Genomic DNA, 14,326 nt, shown 5'->3' on the forward strand with positions numbered 1-14,326 from the left:
GAAGAGAGGAGCATTCGAAATGAACATTGCATTGACAGATGAAGCACTCCAGTGGTTCAAACACGAAATGGAAGTAGAACCAGGTGATACGATTCGTTTTTATGCACGCTATGGTGGCTCTAGTCCTTTTCATGAAGGTTTTTCACTTGGCATGACTCGTGAAGAACCTATTGCTATAGGCGTACAGACAGTGGTTGATGATGTAACCTATTACATTGATGAGAAAGATCTCTGGTTCTTTAACGATCACAACTTACATGTTGACGTTGATGCTAGTAATGATGAATTGCAATATGACTATCGTACATAAAACAGTCTATCCTTTCAGTCCATGAAAGGATAGACTGTTTTTTTATTTGGCTCCATCATGCCAATAGTTAGATTTTCACCCTCACCTCGTTTATCTCTCAAAAAAATTGTCCACTCTATAAATAATGAGCGTATATTTGAGGAGGAAAACACATGTCTATGTCTAACAATATCGATACCTCCCCATCCCATACAAACGATTTGTTGTATACATCCCTAGCTAAAAATAAAAAAATCATTGAACAGGCGCTTGGTCACAGTAATGACATCATCATACGTGAAATCACAATTGGTGAATCTCCCCCTCATAACATCGCTATCATTTCGATTGATGGCTTGTCAGATAAAACGACAATCTCCGATTCTGTTATTGATAAGCTTATGGCAAATATCGAGGAAGAACAAGACATTGAAATAACGACCATTAATCAATATGTACGAAACTCCTATTTAACAGTTGGGGATGTGTCGAATATCGAGCATTTCACAACACTCTACAATGCCATTCTCAATGGGGAAACGGTTATTTTATTAGATGGGTTTGCAGAAGGGATTGTGACAAGTACCAGAAGTGCAAAGGATCGAGCCGTTACAGAGCCATCGACTGAATCTGTTATTCGAGGTCCTCGGGAATCCTTTACAGAAACCATACGTACCAATACAGCGCTCATCCGTCGCAAAATAAAAAGCCCGAATCTCTGGATAAAGTCACGAGTTATCGGTGATGTGACACAAACAGATGTAGCGGTTATGTATATAAATGGCATTGCCAGTGACAAAATCGTCGCAGAGGTATTAGCCCGATTAGACCGCATTAATATCGATGGCATACTGGAAAGTGGCTATATAGAGGATTTTATTCAAGACTCTAAAAACTCTATGTTTCCAACAGTTTACAATTCAGAACGTCCAGATGTTATCGCTGGTGAATTATTAGATGGCAAAGTGGCGATTCTAGTTGATGGTACTCCCTTTGTCTTAGTAGTACCAGCGTTATTTACATCCTTTTTGCAATCAGCGGAGGATTATTATCAGCATTGGATGATTAGCTCACTTGTACGCATACTTCGCTTTTTTGGCATCGGTCTGGCATTAGTCGCGCCATCCTTATATGTGGCTATAACTACCTTTCACCAGGAAATGCTGCCAACACCAATGTTGATTAGTATTGCTTCACAAAGAGAAGGCGTTCCCTTCCCCGCAGTTGTGGAGGCACTCATTATGGAGATTGCCTTTGAGGTATTAAGGGAGGCTGGGCTTCGTATGCCTAGAACAATCGGCCCAGCGGTGTCTATTGTCGGTACTTTAGTTATTGGTCAGGCGGCAGTTGATGCGGGTGTGGTATCTGCTGTAATGGTCATTATTGTAGCTTTAACAGCAATTTGTAGTTTTCTTTTCCCTGCCTACGGTTTGTCGAATACGATTCGTGTGTTACGTTTCCCATTAATGATTTTAGCAGCTATGTTTGGTTTATTTGGTGTTATGTTCGGTATTATGGTCATTATTCTCCATTTATGTAGTATTCGTTCATTTGGTGTACCTTATTTAAGTCCATTTGCACCGTTAGTTTTAAAGGATCAAAAGGATGCCTTTCTTTTGTTCCCTCGTAGAAAGTTACTAACACGACCTCGTTTAGTTAATCAAAAAAATATTGTTAGAGGACATAAATATGTCAATGTAAAGGGCAGGAAATAACTACTGGATAAATGAGGAATGGAATATGGCAAAAATAAAAGTGATTTGCTTACTATGTATCCTCACTTTACTGTTAAGTGGCTGCTGGAGTAAGCGTGAATTAAATGAATTAGCCATTGTCGTAGCACTGGGTATTGACAAAATAGACGAAGAATATGAGATTACCGTTCAAATTGTTGATCCAAGTGAAATTTCGATGCGACAGGCTTCCACGCAACGCTCTCCTGTCGTTAGCTATCATTCGAGAGGCGAGACCATCTTTGAGGCAATTCGAAAAATGACAACCAACGCTGCCCGAAAACCGTATTTTGCCCATCTTCAAGTGGTTGTTTTAGGGGAAGATCTAGCAAAAGAAGGAATTAGTGATTCACTTGATTTAATTGTAAGGGACCATGAATTTCGTAAGGATTTCGATGTCATTATGTCTCATGAAGCGACAGCGAAGGAAGTGTTAAATGTACTAACACCCATTGAAAAGATACCCGCTAATAAAATGTTAAATTCCCTTGATGTCTCTGAAAAAGCTTGGGGCGCCACAATAGCTGTCAATATAGATGAGTTAGTCAATACATTAACGACTAAGCATAAAGGGGCATTAATTACTGCTATTGAAGTACATGGTGATAAGAAATTAGGTGTAGATCAAACAAATGTGCAACGAGTTAAAACGCCTGTGCTGTTGCAGTATGCAGGATTAGCGGTCTTTAAAGGGGATAAATATATTGGACTATTGACTGAGGGAGAAAGTAAAAGCGTTAGTTTCCTGAATGATAAAATACAGAGTACGATCGAAATCATAGCCTGCCCAAAGAAAGGAACTCTATCATCTGAAATCACTCAATCCACAACAAAAGTGAAAGGGTCTTTTGATAACGGAATGCCGAAAATTGATGTCCGTATTAATGTTGAGCAGAACATAGGAGAGGTCGAATGTGATATCGATCTTACAAAAAATAAATCCATTGATTATGTCAATAAAAAAACAGCTAAGGGCATTGATGAACGAATTCAAAAAACATTGGAGAAAATACAACAGCAATATGAGGTTGATGTGTTTGGTTTCGGTGATGCCTTACATCGTGCAGATCCAAAACAGTGGAAAAAAATTAAGGATGAGTGGGCTTCCATCTTTCCAGATTTGGCGGTAGATGTGCAAGTGAAAGTAACGACACAAGGTTTAGGTACGATGCAAAATTCATTATTAAACAAGCCAAAGGAGGAGTAACGAAATGGTGCTAGCTGTAGCCATCTTTATCATTTCAATGATCCTAGCACTTATTTTTATACCAAAGCTAAAAAAGCAGCATGATTCAAAAACCATTGTCGTATTTTCTATTTTGCTTCTCATCGGAACGGCTTTGAATATGGGAAATGCGCTAAAAATCCATATTCCAAGCCCATTGGATTTGATTACCTTTATCTTTACACCAATTAAAGATTATATTGTGTCATTAACAAAATAGATAGAAGGATAAAAAATGGAGGGTTGCTCGATGGAAAAAGAGATTATTAGTTCAAGACAATTTACAATCATTACATTCCTCTATTCTATCGGAACGGCAATTTTAATTATCCCTTCTAGTATTACGGGTGCCGCTAAGCAAGATGCATGGATTGCCGCCTGCATTGGAGTTGTCCTTAGCCTGCTGGCCGTTAAATTATTTTTAACACTAGCCAACCAAACACCGTCACTTAATTTTGTAGAGGCAAATGAAAAAATTCTTGGTCGTTTTTTTGGAAAAATCACAGCCAGTTGTTTCCTAATCTTAACCTTTCTATCTGCTGGAGAATTACTCTATTTTATCGGTATTTTTATGAAAACCGAAGTCATGCCGGAGACTCCGACATTAGCATTTGCCTTGATGTTTAGTATTATCATTATGTACGCTGCTTATTTAGGCATTGAGACCTTTGCCCGTTCAGCAGAAATTATTTTTCCAGCATTTGTCTTTATTTTTATTTTTTTTATGGTTTGTATTACGCCTCAAATTCATTTTGAGAACATTCAACCCTTATTAGAAGCAACCAAAACATCTATGCTTTATAGTATTGCACGCTTTATGAGTATCTTTTCCTTTCCACTACTGGTGTTATTAATACTGTATCCTGCTGGTGTCAATGTACAGCCATCTGCACAGAAAGGGTTATATTTTGGGACAATCCTCGGTGGCATCGTCTTAATTACGTTGATTGTGCTATCGATTCTTGTTTTAGGACCTGAGAATACGTCATCTAGAACATTTCCTAGCTATGCCTTAGCGCAAAGAATATCGATAGGGAATTTTTTGCAGCGCATTGAAATCATCATGGCCTTTATGTGGATTTCATCTATTTATATTCGCACATTTATGTATTTCTATACGACTGTTGTCGGTCTTGCGCAAATTTTAAAAATCAAGGATCATCGCCCTCTCATATTACCGATGGGTCTAATTGTCATTGGGCTTTCTCAAATTATTCATCCAGACATTGTACATTCAACCAATTACAATAATGAAATTTGGCCAATCTTTTCTTTTATAATCACCATTTTATTACCGATACTTTTATTGATTGTCGCAGTTATACGAAATCGCAAAACCAAAGCTCAAAGTACCGAAACGCCTAATACAGAAACAACGAATGACAATCAAAAAGTCTAATTTCTTTTATGGTGAGAAAAGAAATTAGACTTTTTATTAATTAAATATGATATTCAATTTCATCTACAAAATCCCATTCGTATGGTGTTTCTTGGTAAACATAGTAGTTCAACCAGTTAGAGAATAATAAATGCGTATGGGCACGCCATGTATTCATTGGCTCCTGTGATGGATCATCATTCGGGAAGTAATTCACAGGAACAGCGATATCTATGCCCTTTGCGACATCACGGCTATATTCATCGGCTAATGTTGTCGCATCATACTCCAGATGCCCTGTAATCATAATGTTTTTATTATCTTTTGATTGGACGATGAACACACCTGCATCCTCTGAATAGGATAATAATCGTAAGTCTGGATGATTGCGAACCTCGTCGATCGAAACAGAAGTATAGCGTGAATGTGGAGCGGTAAATAAATCACTGAAGCCACGTACTAAATCCACTGTTAAATCGGTGATTACATGGGAATAGACACCTGAGCATTTAGCTGAAAGTTCTACCTTTCCTATCCCATAATGATGATACAGTGCCGCCTGTGCCCCCCAACAGATATGTAAAACGGATGTCACATTCTTTTTGGACCAGTCCATAATTTCTGAAATTTCCCGCCAATAGTTAACTTCTTCAAAGGCCATTTTTTCTACAGGTGCTCCTGTAATAATCATCCCATCATAGCGACGGTGACGAATTTGGTTGAACGTTGTGTAAAATAGCTGTAAATGTGATTTACTGACGTTTTTCGACTCATGTGTGGCCGTATTTAAAAAGGTTATATTTACCTGTAGCGGTGTATTCCCTAATAAACGTAGTAATTGAAGCTCCGTTTTTTCTTTTTCGGGCATTAAATTCAATATTAATATGTTTAACGGACGAATTTGCTGTGTTTTCGCACGGTCCTCTTCCATGACGAAGATTTTTTCCTCACGTAAATGTTCTCCAGCTGGTAAATTTTTCGGAATATTAATTGGCATCTTGCGTTCCCCTCTCTTTGATCACTCTCTTTTAGCAAACCTTGCTGACAAATTAAAAAATCCTCCTCATTCCATACGAGATAGAATGAGAAGGATTTTTTCACGTCCACTCTTATCTCTCAAAGGAAAAATCCTTCGCTGGAATTAGCACCTTTCTAACAATTGTTAGAGGTTGCTGAAGCGTCATCGGGCCAAATCCCTCAGCTTCTCTTGATAAGATTATTTAATTACATCGAATTGTAGCATGAATTAGTTAGAATATCAATAATTCATAGAATATTTTGTGATTCAAATGCATGTTCCTCGTTTATTTGATGTACACTAAGCTTGCTATAAGTAGTGTTTCTACATTTAAAATTTATGGTAAACATGCCGTATTTATGTTACCATATAACTTTAGTAACAGAGAGGAACGTGAATACTTTGATTAAAATTGAATTTCCAAAACCTGATGTAGTCATCCGTCAACGTGAACAAGAAGTAAAACCTGGTGATGTGCCTATCACACCATACTTTGGTTTTATTGACTTCCATAAAATCACACGTGATAAAGGCGGCATTTTTTTATTCTATAATGACAAGAATGAGCTATTATTTGTCGGCAAAGCACGTAAAATTCGTCAACGTATTAAAAAGCATTTCGAGGACAATGTATCTCCGATGAAAAATCATCGTGATGAAGTGTTCAAAATTGAGGTCTATGAAGTAGAAGATCCAATGGAACGTGAAATTTACGAAACATATGCGATTAACACTTTCCGCTCCAAATACAATGTAGAGAAAGTCTTTTATTAAGATATCTTGTAAAGAAACCGAAATCTCATTTAATGGGATTTCGGTTTTTGTCTTATATAGAGGTTACGCGATCTATTGGCGTACTCTCGCCGTTTATTCGCAAATCAATCGTGTATAGCTCAGGATCTTTGGTGATGATTTTATATACATAGGGTTGAGCCACTTTTCGTTGCTCGCTACCTTCTTTCAGTTGGATGACTTGACTATTTTCTTCAGCCGCAATACTTGCCAGCACATTCCCTTTCGAATAATAAACAAGATAATACGTAGAGTCATCTTCATACAATAATTGAATCTTATCATTAGCCTCAATTTTTTGTTGAATATTGTCTGGAACGACAGTTAGCTCATGAATCATTAGTGATTTGGTAGGCGTTTTAGCGTTACATGCTCCTAACATTAATAAGCTCATTAAACCTAGCAACACGAATTTTTTCACGTTACTCCCCTTCCCTTATGACTATTCTAAGAAAAAAGCTTTACGCTCCTTAGCAATCCAGTCTTCTAATTCCTGATCATCACGTTTTACCAATCGATTGATAAGGACGTCATGCCAAACATAATCCTCTAACAAATAAATATGGACAGGGTCATTGGTGATAAAGGCCATTTCTTGCGTAGATGGAGAGTGACCATAAATCATTTCCTGACCATCTACCGATAAAATAAACCAATGTGGTGTAGACGTTTTTTTCGTGTAGTGTGTAGCTCTATGCTGGTCAATCGACTCTAGCTGTTCCCCTACATATAGGGTAATACCATGAATAGGAACATGCTGTGCCACTTCTTGAATATCTCCCCTTAAAGTATCATACATATCTTCCCACATCGATAGAATCACTTTTTTCTTGGCTTTTTTTAAAAGTGACTGGCAATAGTTGATGATCGCCTCCTTGCCCTTTAGCATGACTACTTTTGGCTCCACTTCCTGCACTTTTTCCTCTAATTTTTCTAATTTCGTACTCATGGATGTAAAATTCGATTGCCAGCGCTGCTGCATTTGCTGTAAAAACACAGACACAGGCATAGCCGCATAGGTCGTTTGTTCAGCCGTTTCTTCTTTTAGCACAATTCCCTTTTCTACAAGGACGTTTAAAATATCATAAATTCTTGCGCGTGGTATACCAGAATTTTTACTGACCTGATAGGCACTAACATGACTTTGCTGCACAAGTGCCGTATAGGCCTTTGCTTCATATTCTGTAAAGCCCATGTCTTTCAACTGGGCGATTAATTCCTCCATGTAATCCCTCCATTATCTTTATTATAGGCTACTGTTGTGAAGATTTGCCAATGAAAAAATGAGGGTTTACAGCGTAATTAAAATTAGTTACTATTTCAGTAGTAACTAATTTAAAAGAGGTGTAATATGTTTTTTGAAGTCGATGTACATATTCTTATCCTGTTAATTTCATTTGGATTTCTGGCGGCTTTTGTCGACTCAGTAGTGGGAGGAGGCGGTTTAATTTCATTGCCAGCTTTATTGTTTGCTGGCCTCAATCCAGCCGCTGCTGTTGCAACCAATAAACTTGCCGGGACAATGGGCTCACTGACATCTTCCATTTCCTTTTATCGTTCTGGTCAGCTTGAAATACGATCCGTTCTCAAATATTTCCCGCTTGCCTTTGTCGGCTCCTTATTTGGTGCATGGACCGTGCATTTAATCAATCCAGCATTACTAAAGCCATTAATGCTCGTGATGCTGGCAGCCGTTGCGGTTTATACAATTTTCAAAAAGGATTGGGGCGCTGTCTCTAGCGTAAAAACTCTCTCTAGAACCCACTTACTATTATTTATGGGATTATTATTTGGCATTGGTTTTTATGATGGGTTTCTTGGACCTGGTACAGGCTCTTTTTTAATCTTTAGCTTCTTGTTGATAGGCTTTGATTTTTTAAAGGCGGCAGGAAATGCAAAGTTTTTAAATTTGGCAAGTAACGTGGCAGGCCTTTGTATGTTCGCCTACTTAGGTCAAATCCATTTTGTTTATGGCTTCGTGATGGGCATTGCTCAAATTGGTGGCGCTATGCTTGGTTCCCGAATGGCGATCAAAAAAGGAAGCGGTTTTGTTCGTACGCTCTTTATCGTAGTGACAGTGACATTGCTTGCGAAAAATGCCTATGATTTTATGATTCATTAAACACAAAAACGCCACAGACTTGTATCTGCGGCGTTCTTTGATTTAAATCATGAGTTGCTCATTTTTGAATTTATGACTTGTGGCTAAGCTAACGAGAATAAAAATAATGAAGGATGCAACAATGGGAATCGTAACCGTGTGCATACCAAAGACGGAAGGATAAAAGCGATCAATCATAATATACAAGGACATGCCTGTAATCATGGACGCCATCGCACCATATTTATTGGCTTTTTTCCAATACAATCCTAAAACTACTGTCCAGATAAAGACAGCCTCTAGCCCACCAAAAGCAAATAAATTCAACCACACTAATAAATCGGGTGGGTTGAGCGCAAAGATAATAACAGCTAAGCCAATAACCGTTGTCACAACAAAGCTTGCACGTTTAATCTCTGCATCACTAGCTTGTGGCTTCATGTAATTTAAATAAATATCTTTGACAACCGTGGAGCTGACCAGCATAAGCAGGGCATTGACAGTTGACATGGTAGCAGCCATTGGCGCAGCTAAGACGATCCCCGCTAAAAATGGTGGCAATACCTTTAATGTCAGAAGCGGCATTACTTTATCACCAATCTCAATGCCAGGTAAGACAGGTCGTGCTAATACACCAATTAAATGCATGCCAAACATGATTGTCCCGATGGCAATCGTGCCAATAATGATGGCTAAGTGCATACTTTTAGAATCCTTATAGCTCATGGCACGGACAGCAATTTGCGGAAGCCCTACAACCCCTACACCAATTAAAATCCAAAATGTCGAAACATACAATGGTGTTAAATCTCCTTGCGCTCCAAATGGTGACACAAAATTAGGATTTTCAGCGACAAGTGAGGCCATAATATTATCGATGCCACCACCTGCAATAATAGTGCCGATTAATAGAATAATTGTGCCAACGACCATAATCGAACCTTGCACAGTATCCGTTAAAGCAACAGCTCGGAAACCACCAATAATGACATACACTAGCACTGAAATCGCAAAAATAAATAGTGCCGTTGTGTATTTTAAGCCTGTTAATGACTCAATTAAGCGTGCACCACCTACCCATTGCGCCATCATAGCCGAAAATAGAAAAACAATGATACTAATGGCTGATAAAATGACAATGACATGGCTTTTGTAGCGCTCTCGTAAAAAATCGATTAACGTAATAGCTTGGTAACGACGAGCAATAATAGCAAATTTCTTGCCTAAAATCATCAGTACAAAATAACCTGCAGGCAGCTGTGCCATTGCCAATAACACCCAGCCAAGCCCTTTCGTATAGGCCACACCAGGTCCTCCGATAAAGCTGCTCGCACTGCCGTATGTAGCAATCATTGTCATCGCCAGGATAAAACCACCCATTTCACGACCACCAAGAAAATACTCCTGTAGGAATGAATTAGAGGACCGAATATGCTTATTGGACCAAACACCAATTCCGAAAATAATAATTAAAAATAATAGCAATGGAAATACAACTTGCCAGTGCATTAGCGATCCCCCTCCTCATCATCAAATGGCACCTCTTTGAAGAAGAGCTTCATTACAACCCAGATGAGTAGGATCATAAAGCCTGTCCCTGCAATACAGCTATAGAAAAACCAAGCAGGGAAACCAAAGACATATGAATAATTTTTGGGGTCTCCCGAACCTAATCCATAGGCAAAGCCAAACCAAATCGCAAAGTTGACAAGGACTAGTCCTATCCCAATAAGCGCCTCTCGATGCGCTATTTTAAAGCGTTGATCTTTCACATGCAATCCCCCTAACCTTCTCTATTTTACTGATATGTTGGTCTGATGGGAAGAGATGCGAAAAAATTAGGGTAAGCTTACAAGAAAAATCTGTCTAAGGAAATCAAAAGTAAGAGCCCTAAGATGAACATGCATTCTTCTAAAAGCTTAGTACGCCACTATTTGAATCAAAAACAATGCATTTTTTATGTAAAAATATGGGATATTATTTTACATCCCATATGACATCTAAATGCTTTTCAACACAATCGTTTATGATGATAAAAAATAATAACCTTCGTCACACTAGTTGGACGAAGGTTATTTCCTATTTATAACGGGCGTTGTTCCCAAGGCTGTAGCGTGCCAACGATATTGATAGATCGATCATACTGAATAGCATCGATGACTCCTTGTGAAATTTCCTTATGTGTAAGCCATCTTGACTGACCGTTTTCCATTATGAAACCTGGCTGGACTTGACGATAGTGAGTGATATCAAGTAGATGGATTTTATCTTTGATTTCATTTAGATTAGCGCTACTGCCTAATACATGAAACAGCTTCCATATTCCTGAAATTTCACTAGCTATGCTCTCTAATACAGTTTCAGCATAGGAGTGAATCCAAGCAATGACCAATTCAATGGGTCCATTATGCGCTATCGTTTCTTCTAGCTTCTCTTTTAATAAGGCTATATCAAGATAATCAACTAAAATTGGTGTGCCACGTGATGGATTTGATGATTTACTTATGAAACATTCCATTCGATTGGCATTACGTCCAATTACCGAAACGTCATATCCGTTCTTCACTAACCAAAGGGTTGTGTCAGCTAACATTCCTGTCCCACCAATAACTAATGCGTGTGCCATTCATTTGTTCCTCACTTTTAATTCTTATTTAAGAGAGACTCATCATACTTAGCAGGTGGAATCGACTAGCCTATGCAATGCCTTTTTATCAATTTTACCAACACTTGTTTTCGGTAGTTGGTCTAAAAAAATGATTTGTTTCGGAATCTTATAACATCCTAATTGTTGATGACACAGTTCGTTGAGCTCATCTAAGATAGTCGCTACTTGATGACAACAAACAATAAATGCGGTTACAATCTCACCCCAATAATTGTCTGCTACACCAATCACGGCAACCTCCTGTACGTCCGGATGCTGCAGCATACATTGCTCCACTTCCTGAGGGTAGACATTTTCACCACCGGAGATAATCATCTCTTTTCTACGACCGACGATATAAAAATCACCATCCTCATCCATCATCGCCAAATCACCTGTTTTTAACCAGCCATCTTGTAGGATATTGGCGGTTTCTTGCTTGTTATTCCAATAAAAACGGAACATATGCTTACCTCTTACTAGCAGCTCGCCCACTTCACGAGGTGCACAACTTTGCCCAGCTTGATTAATGATTTTCGCCTCATTAAACTGCATGCTTTTCCCAACAGCCCCTTTTTTCGCGTAAGCATCTTCTCTTGCAATATAAAAATTATTAGGTCCCGCCTCTGTTAAGCCATAGCCCTCCTTAAAGAATAACCCCTTTTTATGAAAGACATCATAAATGGGATGTGGGCATGGGGCACCACCAGATAAAAATACGTTCATCGAGGGGAAATGATTTTCTCGAAAGTATTCCGTAGCAATCATCGCTTGATACATCGTTGGGACAAAAAGGGAAATCGTCGTTTGATATTGATTCGTTGCCCGCAGTGCGGCTTCCGCTTCAAACTTATCGCCAATGATGACGGTTCCTCCCACCATAAGAAGAGGTATGCATAAAGCATTTAAGCCACCTGTATGAAACATCGGCATATAATTTAATGTCCGATCTTTCTCCTGTAAACCCCAGCTAATAATTGTATTGATTGCGTTCCAATTGACCGACTGAAAGGATAGCACAACACCCTTTGGACGACCTGTTGTGCCTCCGGTATAAATCATTAGCCATGGATCATTCAAGTCCACGTCTTGCCTACTTGGTAGCGTTGCCTTCTCGTGCTTGATGAGATGAAGTGGAAACATTTTTTCTACCACCAAAGAACAATGACTCTCTTCTTCATACAAGAGAATGGAAGGGGTCGCATCCTCCAAAATTTGTGTTAATTCCTCTCTACTTAATCGCCAGTTTAATGGCACATAAATAAGCCCTCGTAGCCCACAGGCAAATAGAATAGCAAAAAGTTGGATATGATTTCTCGCAAAAACTGCGACTCTACTGCCTTTTTTTAGCTGCTGACGCTCGAAAAATTGACTCCATTTGCCGATTTCCTCTGATAATTGCTGATAGGTCCATTGCTCCTCTGACGCTAGATTAATCAAGGCGATGTGATGAGGCGTTAAGGCGGCACGTTTTAAAATCCATTCTTGCTCAACAAACATCTTGACACCCCCATCACATCATAATGGCGCCATCTACATGAAGCGTATGGCCATGAACATACGATGCCTCATCAGATGCTAAAAACAAATAGGCATTGGCTATATCCCGTGGGGTTCCTAAACGTTGTAACGGCACGATTGCCCGCATTTGAGCCAAAATATTTTCAGGCATCTTTTTGACCATAGCTGTTTCTGTAAAGCCAGGTGCCACTGCATTGACATTGATGCCTTTACGCCCTAATTCCTTTGCCCATGTTTTGGTCATCCCTACAATGGCAGCTTTCGTCGCTGCATAATTCGTTTGACCAACATTGCCATAGACCCCACTAACCGATGATGTATTAATGATTTTGCCACCTCCAGCTGCCACCATATGGGGAATGACCTCCTGTGTGCAATGAAAAACGCCTGTCAAATTGACATCTAACACCTGCTGAAATTGGTCATCTGTCATCTTTGTTAGCATTGCATCTCTTGTAATACCTGCATTATTCACTAAAATATCAATGCGTCCAGCCTGTTCGATCACTGCTGTCACCAGCTGGTTAACGCTCTCTCTACTTGCCACATCCACCTGTATAAATATAGCGTTTCCGCCTAGTTGTTGAGCTGCGAGATTCCCTGCCTTCTCATCGAAATCAGCGATAAATACCCATGCCCCTTCTTCGATGAAACGCTCGGCAGCCGCATAGCCGATGCCATTGGCTGCACCTGTAATAATGGCTACTTTATTGTTTAAACGCATACTGTCTTCCTCCAATTTCTAAAAAAGCCTCGATTTCAGCTGTTAATTGTGCTAAATCATCCATCAATGGTGAATGTCCACAATCTTTTAAGCTAACAAACTGTGCCGTTTTGCCTAAGTCTTGCAGTAATTCCGCATTCATTTCCTCTGTAATAACTAAGTCACGATCCCCTCTCAGTACTAAAATCGGTATCTGGAGTAGGAGAGCTTCGTGTGACCCTTTTGTCACATCATTGTCAACAGCACTTATATTAAATGTATTGAGTGCATGATACACCTCTGCTAAGTTGCGCTGTGTTAGCATATCCTCTATATATTCTTGGTATTTTTCCTCGTTTGGTTGCTGATGGGTATAAATTAAAGCATTCCATATCGACCGTAAACCTTCGCCGTTTTTTGTGTCATAAAAGCCTTGGATAAGCTTTGTTTTCGATGTATCCACAAGTACATCTTCATAGTTATAGGCTCGCTTAAAGCAGGCTGGATCGCCTGTTCCTAAATCCGTATAAAATGGATAGCCACGTGTAGAAGCGGAGGCCAGTAAGATTAATTGCTGGCAATAACCTGGATAATTGGCTGCAAACTGCATACAAACAGCTCCGCCAGTTGACCAGCCAATCATGTCAAAGCTTTGCAATTGCATCGCATCCACAAATAGCTTAACATCATCACTAAAATCTTTAATGGTATAGATTGGCTGATGATAGGATGAACCTCCAAAGCCTCGTAAATCGATTGCATAGATGGTGTATTTATCATCTAAAGCATCTATCAGCACATCCCAATGCTTAGAGGAAGTCATATTGCCATGAACCAACACTAAAGGATGACTTCCTCCAGCTCTTTTGCGATATGCCATCGTCTCACCATTTGCTAGTTGAATTGTTTGTAACATACC

16 protein-coding genes and 1 riboswitch are annotated in these 14,326 nt (G+C 39.2%); of the genes, 7 read left to right on the top strand and 9 right to left on the bottom strand.

Annotated features, from left to right (window positions below):
• The first annotated feature begins 19 nt into the window (after positions 1–19).
• The 5 genes from MHI04_RS11935 (at position 20) to MHI04_RS11955 (ending at position 4,646) form a co-directional block, all read left to right on the top strand.
• Complete coding sequence (locus MHI04_RS11935) at positions 20–310, top strand: HesB/YadR/YfhF family protein (RefSeq protein ID WP_036117611.1); 291 nt, start codon at positions 20–22, stop codon at positions 308–310.
• Positions 311–462: 152 nt separating this feature from the next.
• A complete protein-coding gene (locus MHI04_RS11940; protein WP_342534860.1) occupies positions 463–2,004 on the top strand; it encodes a spore germination protein in 1,542 nt (513 codons plus the stop codon).
• Between the two features lie 25 nt (positions 2,005–2,029).
• Positions 2,030–3,229 (top strand): Ger(x)C family spore germination protein, encoded by a 1,200-nt coding sequence (locus tag MHI04_RS11945; RefSeq protein WP_340811160.1) that lies wholly within the window; start codon positions 2,030–2,032, stop codon positions 3,227–3,229.
• 4 nt (positions 3,230–3,233) lie between these two features.
• Positions 3,234–3,467 carry a hypothetical protein gene (locus MHI04_RS11950; protein ID WP_036117602.1) on the top strand — a complete coding sequence of 78 codons (234 nt, stop codon included), beginning with the start codon at positions 3,234–3,236 and terminating at the stop codon, positions 3,465–3,467.
• A gap of 30 nt (positions 3,468–3,497) precedes the next feature.
• Complete coding sequence (locus MHI04_RS11955) at positions 3,498–4,646, top strand: endospore germination permease (RefSeq protein WP_089932808.1); 1,149 nt, start codon at positions 3,498–3,500, stop codon at positions 4,644–4,646.
• Positions 4,647–4,686: 40 nt separating this feature from the next.
• Here the strand turns inward: MHI04_RS11955 and metA are convergent, their stop codons facing one another.
• Positions 4,687–5,622 (bottom strand): homoserine O-succinyltransferase, encoded by a 936-nt coding sequence (gene metA / locus MHI04_RS11960; protein WP_036117598.1) that lies wholly within the window; start codon positions 5,620–5,622, stop codon positions 4,687–4,689.
• Between the two features lie 109 nt (positions 5,623–5,731).
• Positions 5,732–5,842: riboswitch (SAM riboswitch) on the bottom strand.
• A 149-nt stretch (positions 5,843–5,991) separates the two neighbouring features.
• On the opposite strand from metA, the gene MHI04_RS11965 reads away from it, so the two are divergent.
• Entirely contained in the window at positions 5,992–6,417 is a 426-nt protein-coding gene (locus MHI04_RS11965; RefSeq protein ID WP_170829836.1) for a nucleotide excision repair endonuclease, read from the top strand.
• 52 nt (positions 6,418–6,469) lie between these two features.
• On the opposite strand, the gene MHI04_RS11970 is transcribed toward MHI04_RS11965, so the two are convergent.
• Both MHI04_RS11970 and MHI04_RS11975 read right to left on the bottom strand, forming a co-directional pair.
• Positions 6,470–6,856, bottom strand: coding sequence for a hypothetical protein (locus tag MHI04_RS11970; RefSeq protein WP_330493291.1), 387 nt, complete (start codon positions 6,854–6,856; stop codon positions 6,470–6,472).
• A gap of 21 nt (positions 6,857–6,877) precedes the next feature.
• Positions 6,878–7,660 (bottom strand): TrmB family transcriptional regulator, encoded by a 783-nt coding sequence (locus MHI04_RS11975; protein ID WP_089932801.1) that lies wholly within the window; start codon positions 7,658–7,660, stop codon positions 6,878–6,880.
• Positions 7,661–7,786: 126 nt separating this feature from the next.
• On the opposite strand from MHI04_RS11975, the gene MHI04_RS11980 reads away from it, so the two are divergent.
• A complete protein-coding gene (locus tag MHI04_RS11980; protein ID WP_089932798.1) occupies positions 7,787–8,557 on the top strand; it encodes a TSUP family transporter in 771 nt (256 codons plus the stop codon).
• Between the two features lie 42 nt (positions 8,558–8,599).
• On the opposite strand, the gene panF is transcribed toward MHI04_RS11980, so the two are convergent.
• The 6 genes from panF to MHI04_RS12010 all read right to left on the bottom strand — a co-directional run bounded on the left by panF (position 8,600) and on the right by MHI04_RS12010 (position 14,323).
• Positions 8,600–10,045, bottom strand: a complete 1,446-nt coding sequence (panF, locus tag MHI04_RS11985) for a sodium/pantothenate symporter (RefSeq protein WP_141905757.1) — start codon at positions 10,043–10,045, stop codon at positions 8,600–8,602.
• Entirely contained in the window at positions 10,045–10,308 is a 264-nt protein-coding gene (locus MHI04_RS11990) for a YhdT family protein (RefSeq protein ID WP_342534861.1), read from the bottom strand. The genes panF and MHI04_RS11990 overlap by 1 nt, the downstream gene beginning before the upstream one ends.
• Before the next feature lie 311 nt (positions 10,309–10,619).
• Positions 10,620–11,162: a short-chain dehydrogenase gene (locus tag MHI04_RS11995; RefSeq protein WP_330493288.1), complete on the bottom strand. Its 543-nt coding sequence runs from the start codon at positions 11,160–11,162 to the stop codon at positions 10,620–10,622.
• A 48-nt stretch (positions 11,163–11,210) separates the two neighbouring features.
• Entirely contained in the window at positions 11,211–12,683 is a 1,473-nt protein-coding gene (locus MHI04_RS12000) for an AMP-binding protein (protein ID WP_036117579.1), read from the bottom strand.
• A gap of 13 nt (positions 12,684–12,696) precedes the next feature.
• The gene (gene fabG, locus MHI04_RS12005; RefSeq protein ID WP_101966704.1) at positions 12,697–13,428 is read right to left on the bottom strand and encodes a 3-oxoacyl-ACP reductase FabG; all 732 of its coding nucleotides are present in this window, start codon (positions 13,426–13,428) and stop codon (positions 12,697–12,699) included.
• Positions 13,412–14,323, bottom strand: a complete 912-nt coding sequence (locus MHI04_RS12010) for an alpha/beta hydrolase (RefSeq protein ID WP_058843536.1) — start codon at positions 14,321–14,323, stop codon at positions 13,412–13,414. Before MHI04_RS12010 ends, fabG begins: the two co-directional genes overlap by 17 nt.
• Positions 14,324–14,326 lie beyond the last annotated feature (3 nt).

Source organism: Lysinibacillus sp. FSL K6-1151, assembly GCF_038630755.1.
Taxonomy (GTDB): domain Bacteria; phylum Bacillota; class Bacilli; order Bacillales_A; family Planococcaceae; genus Lysinibacillus; species Lysinibacillus fusiformis_D.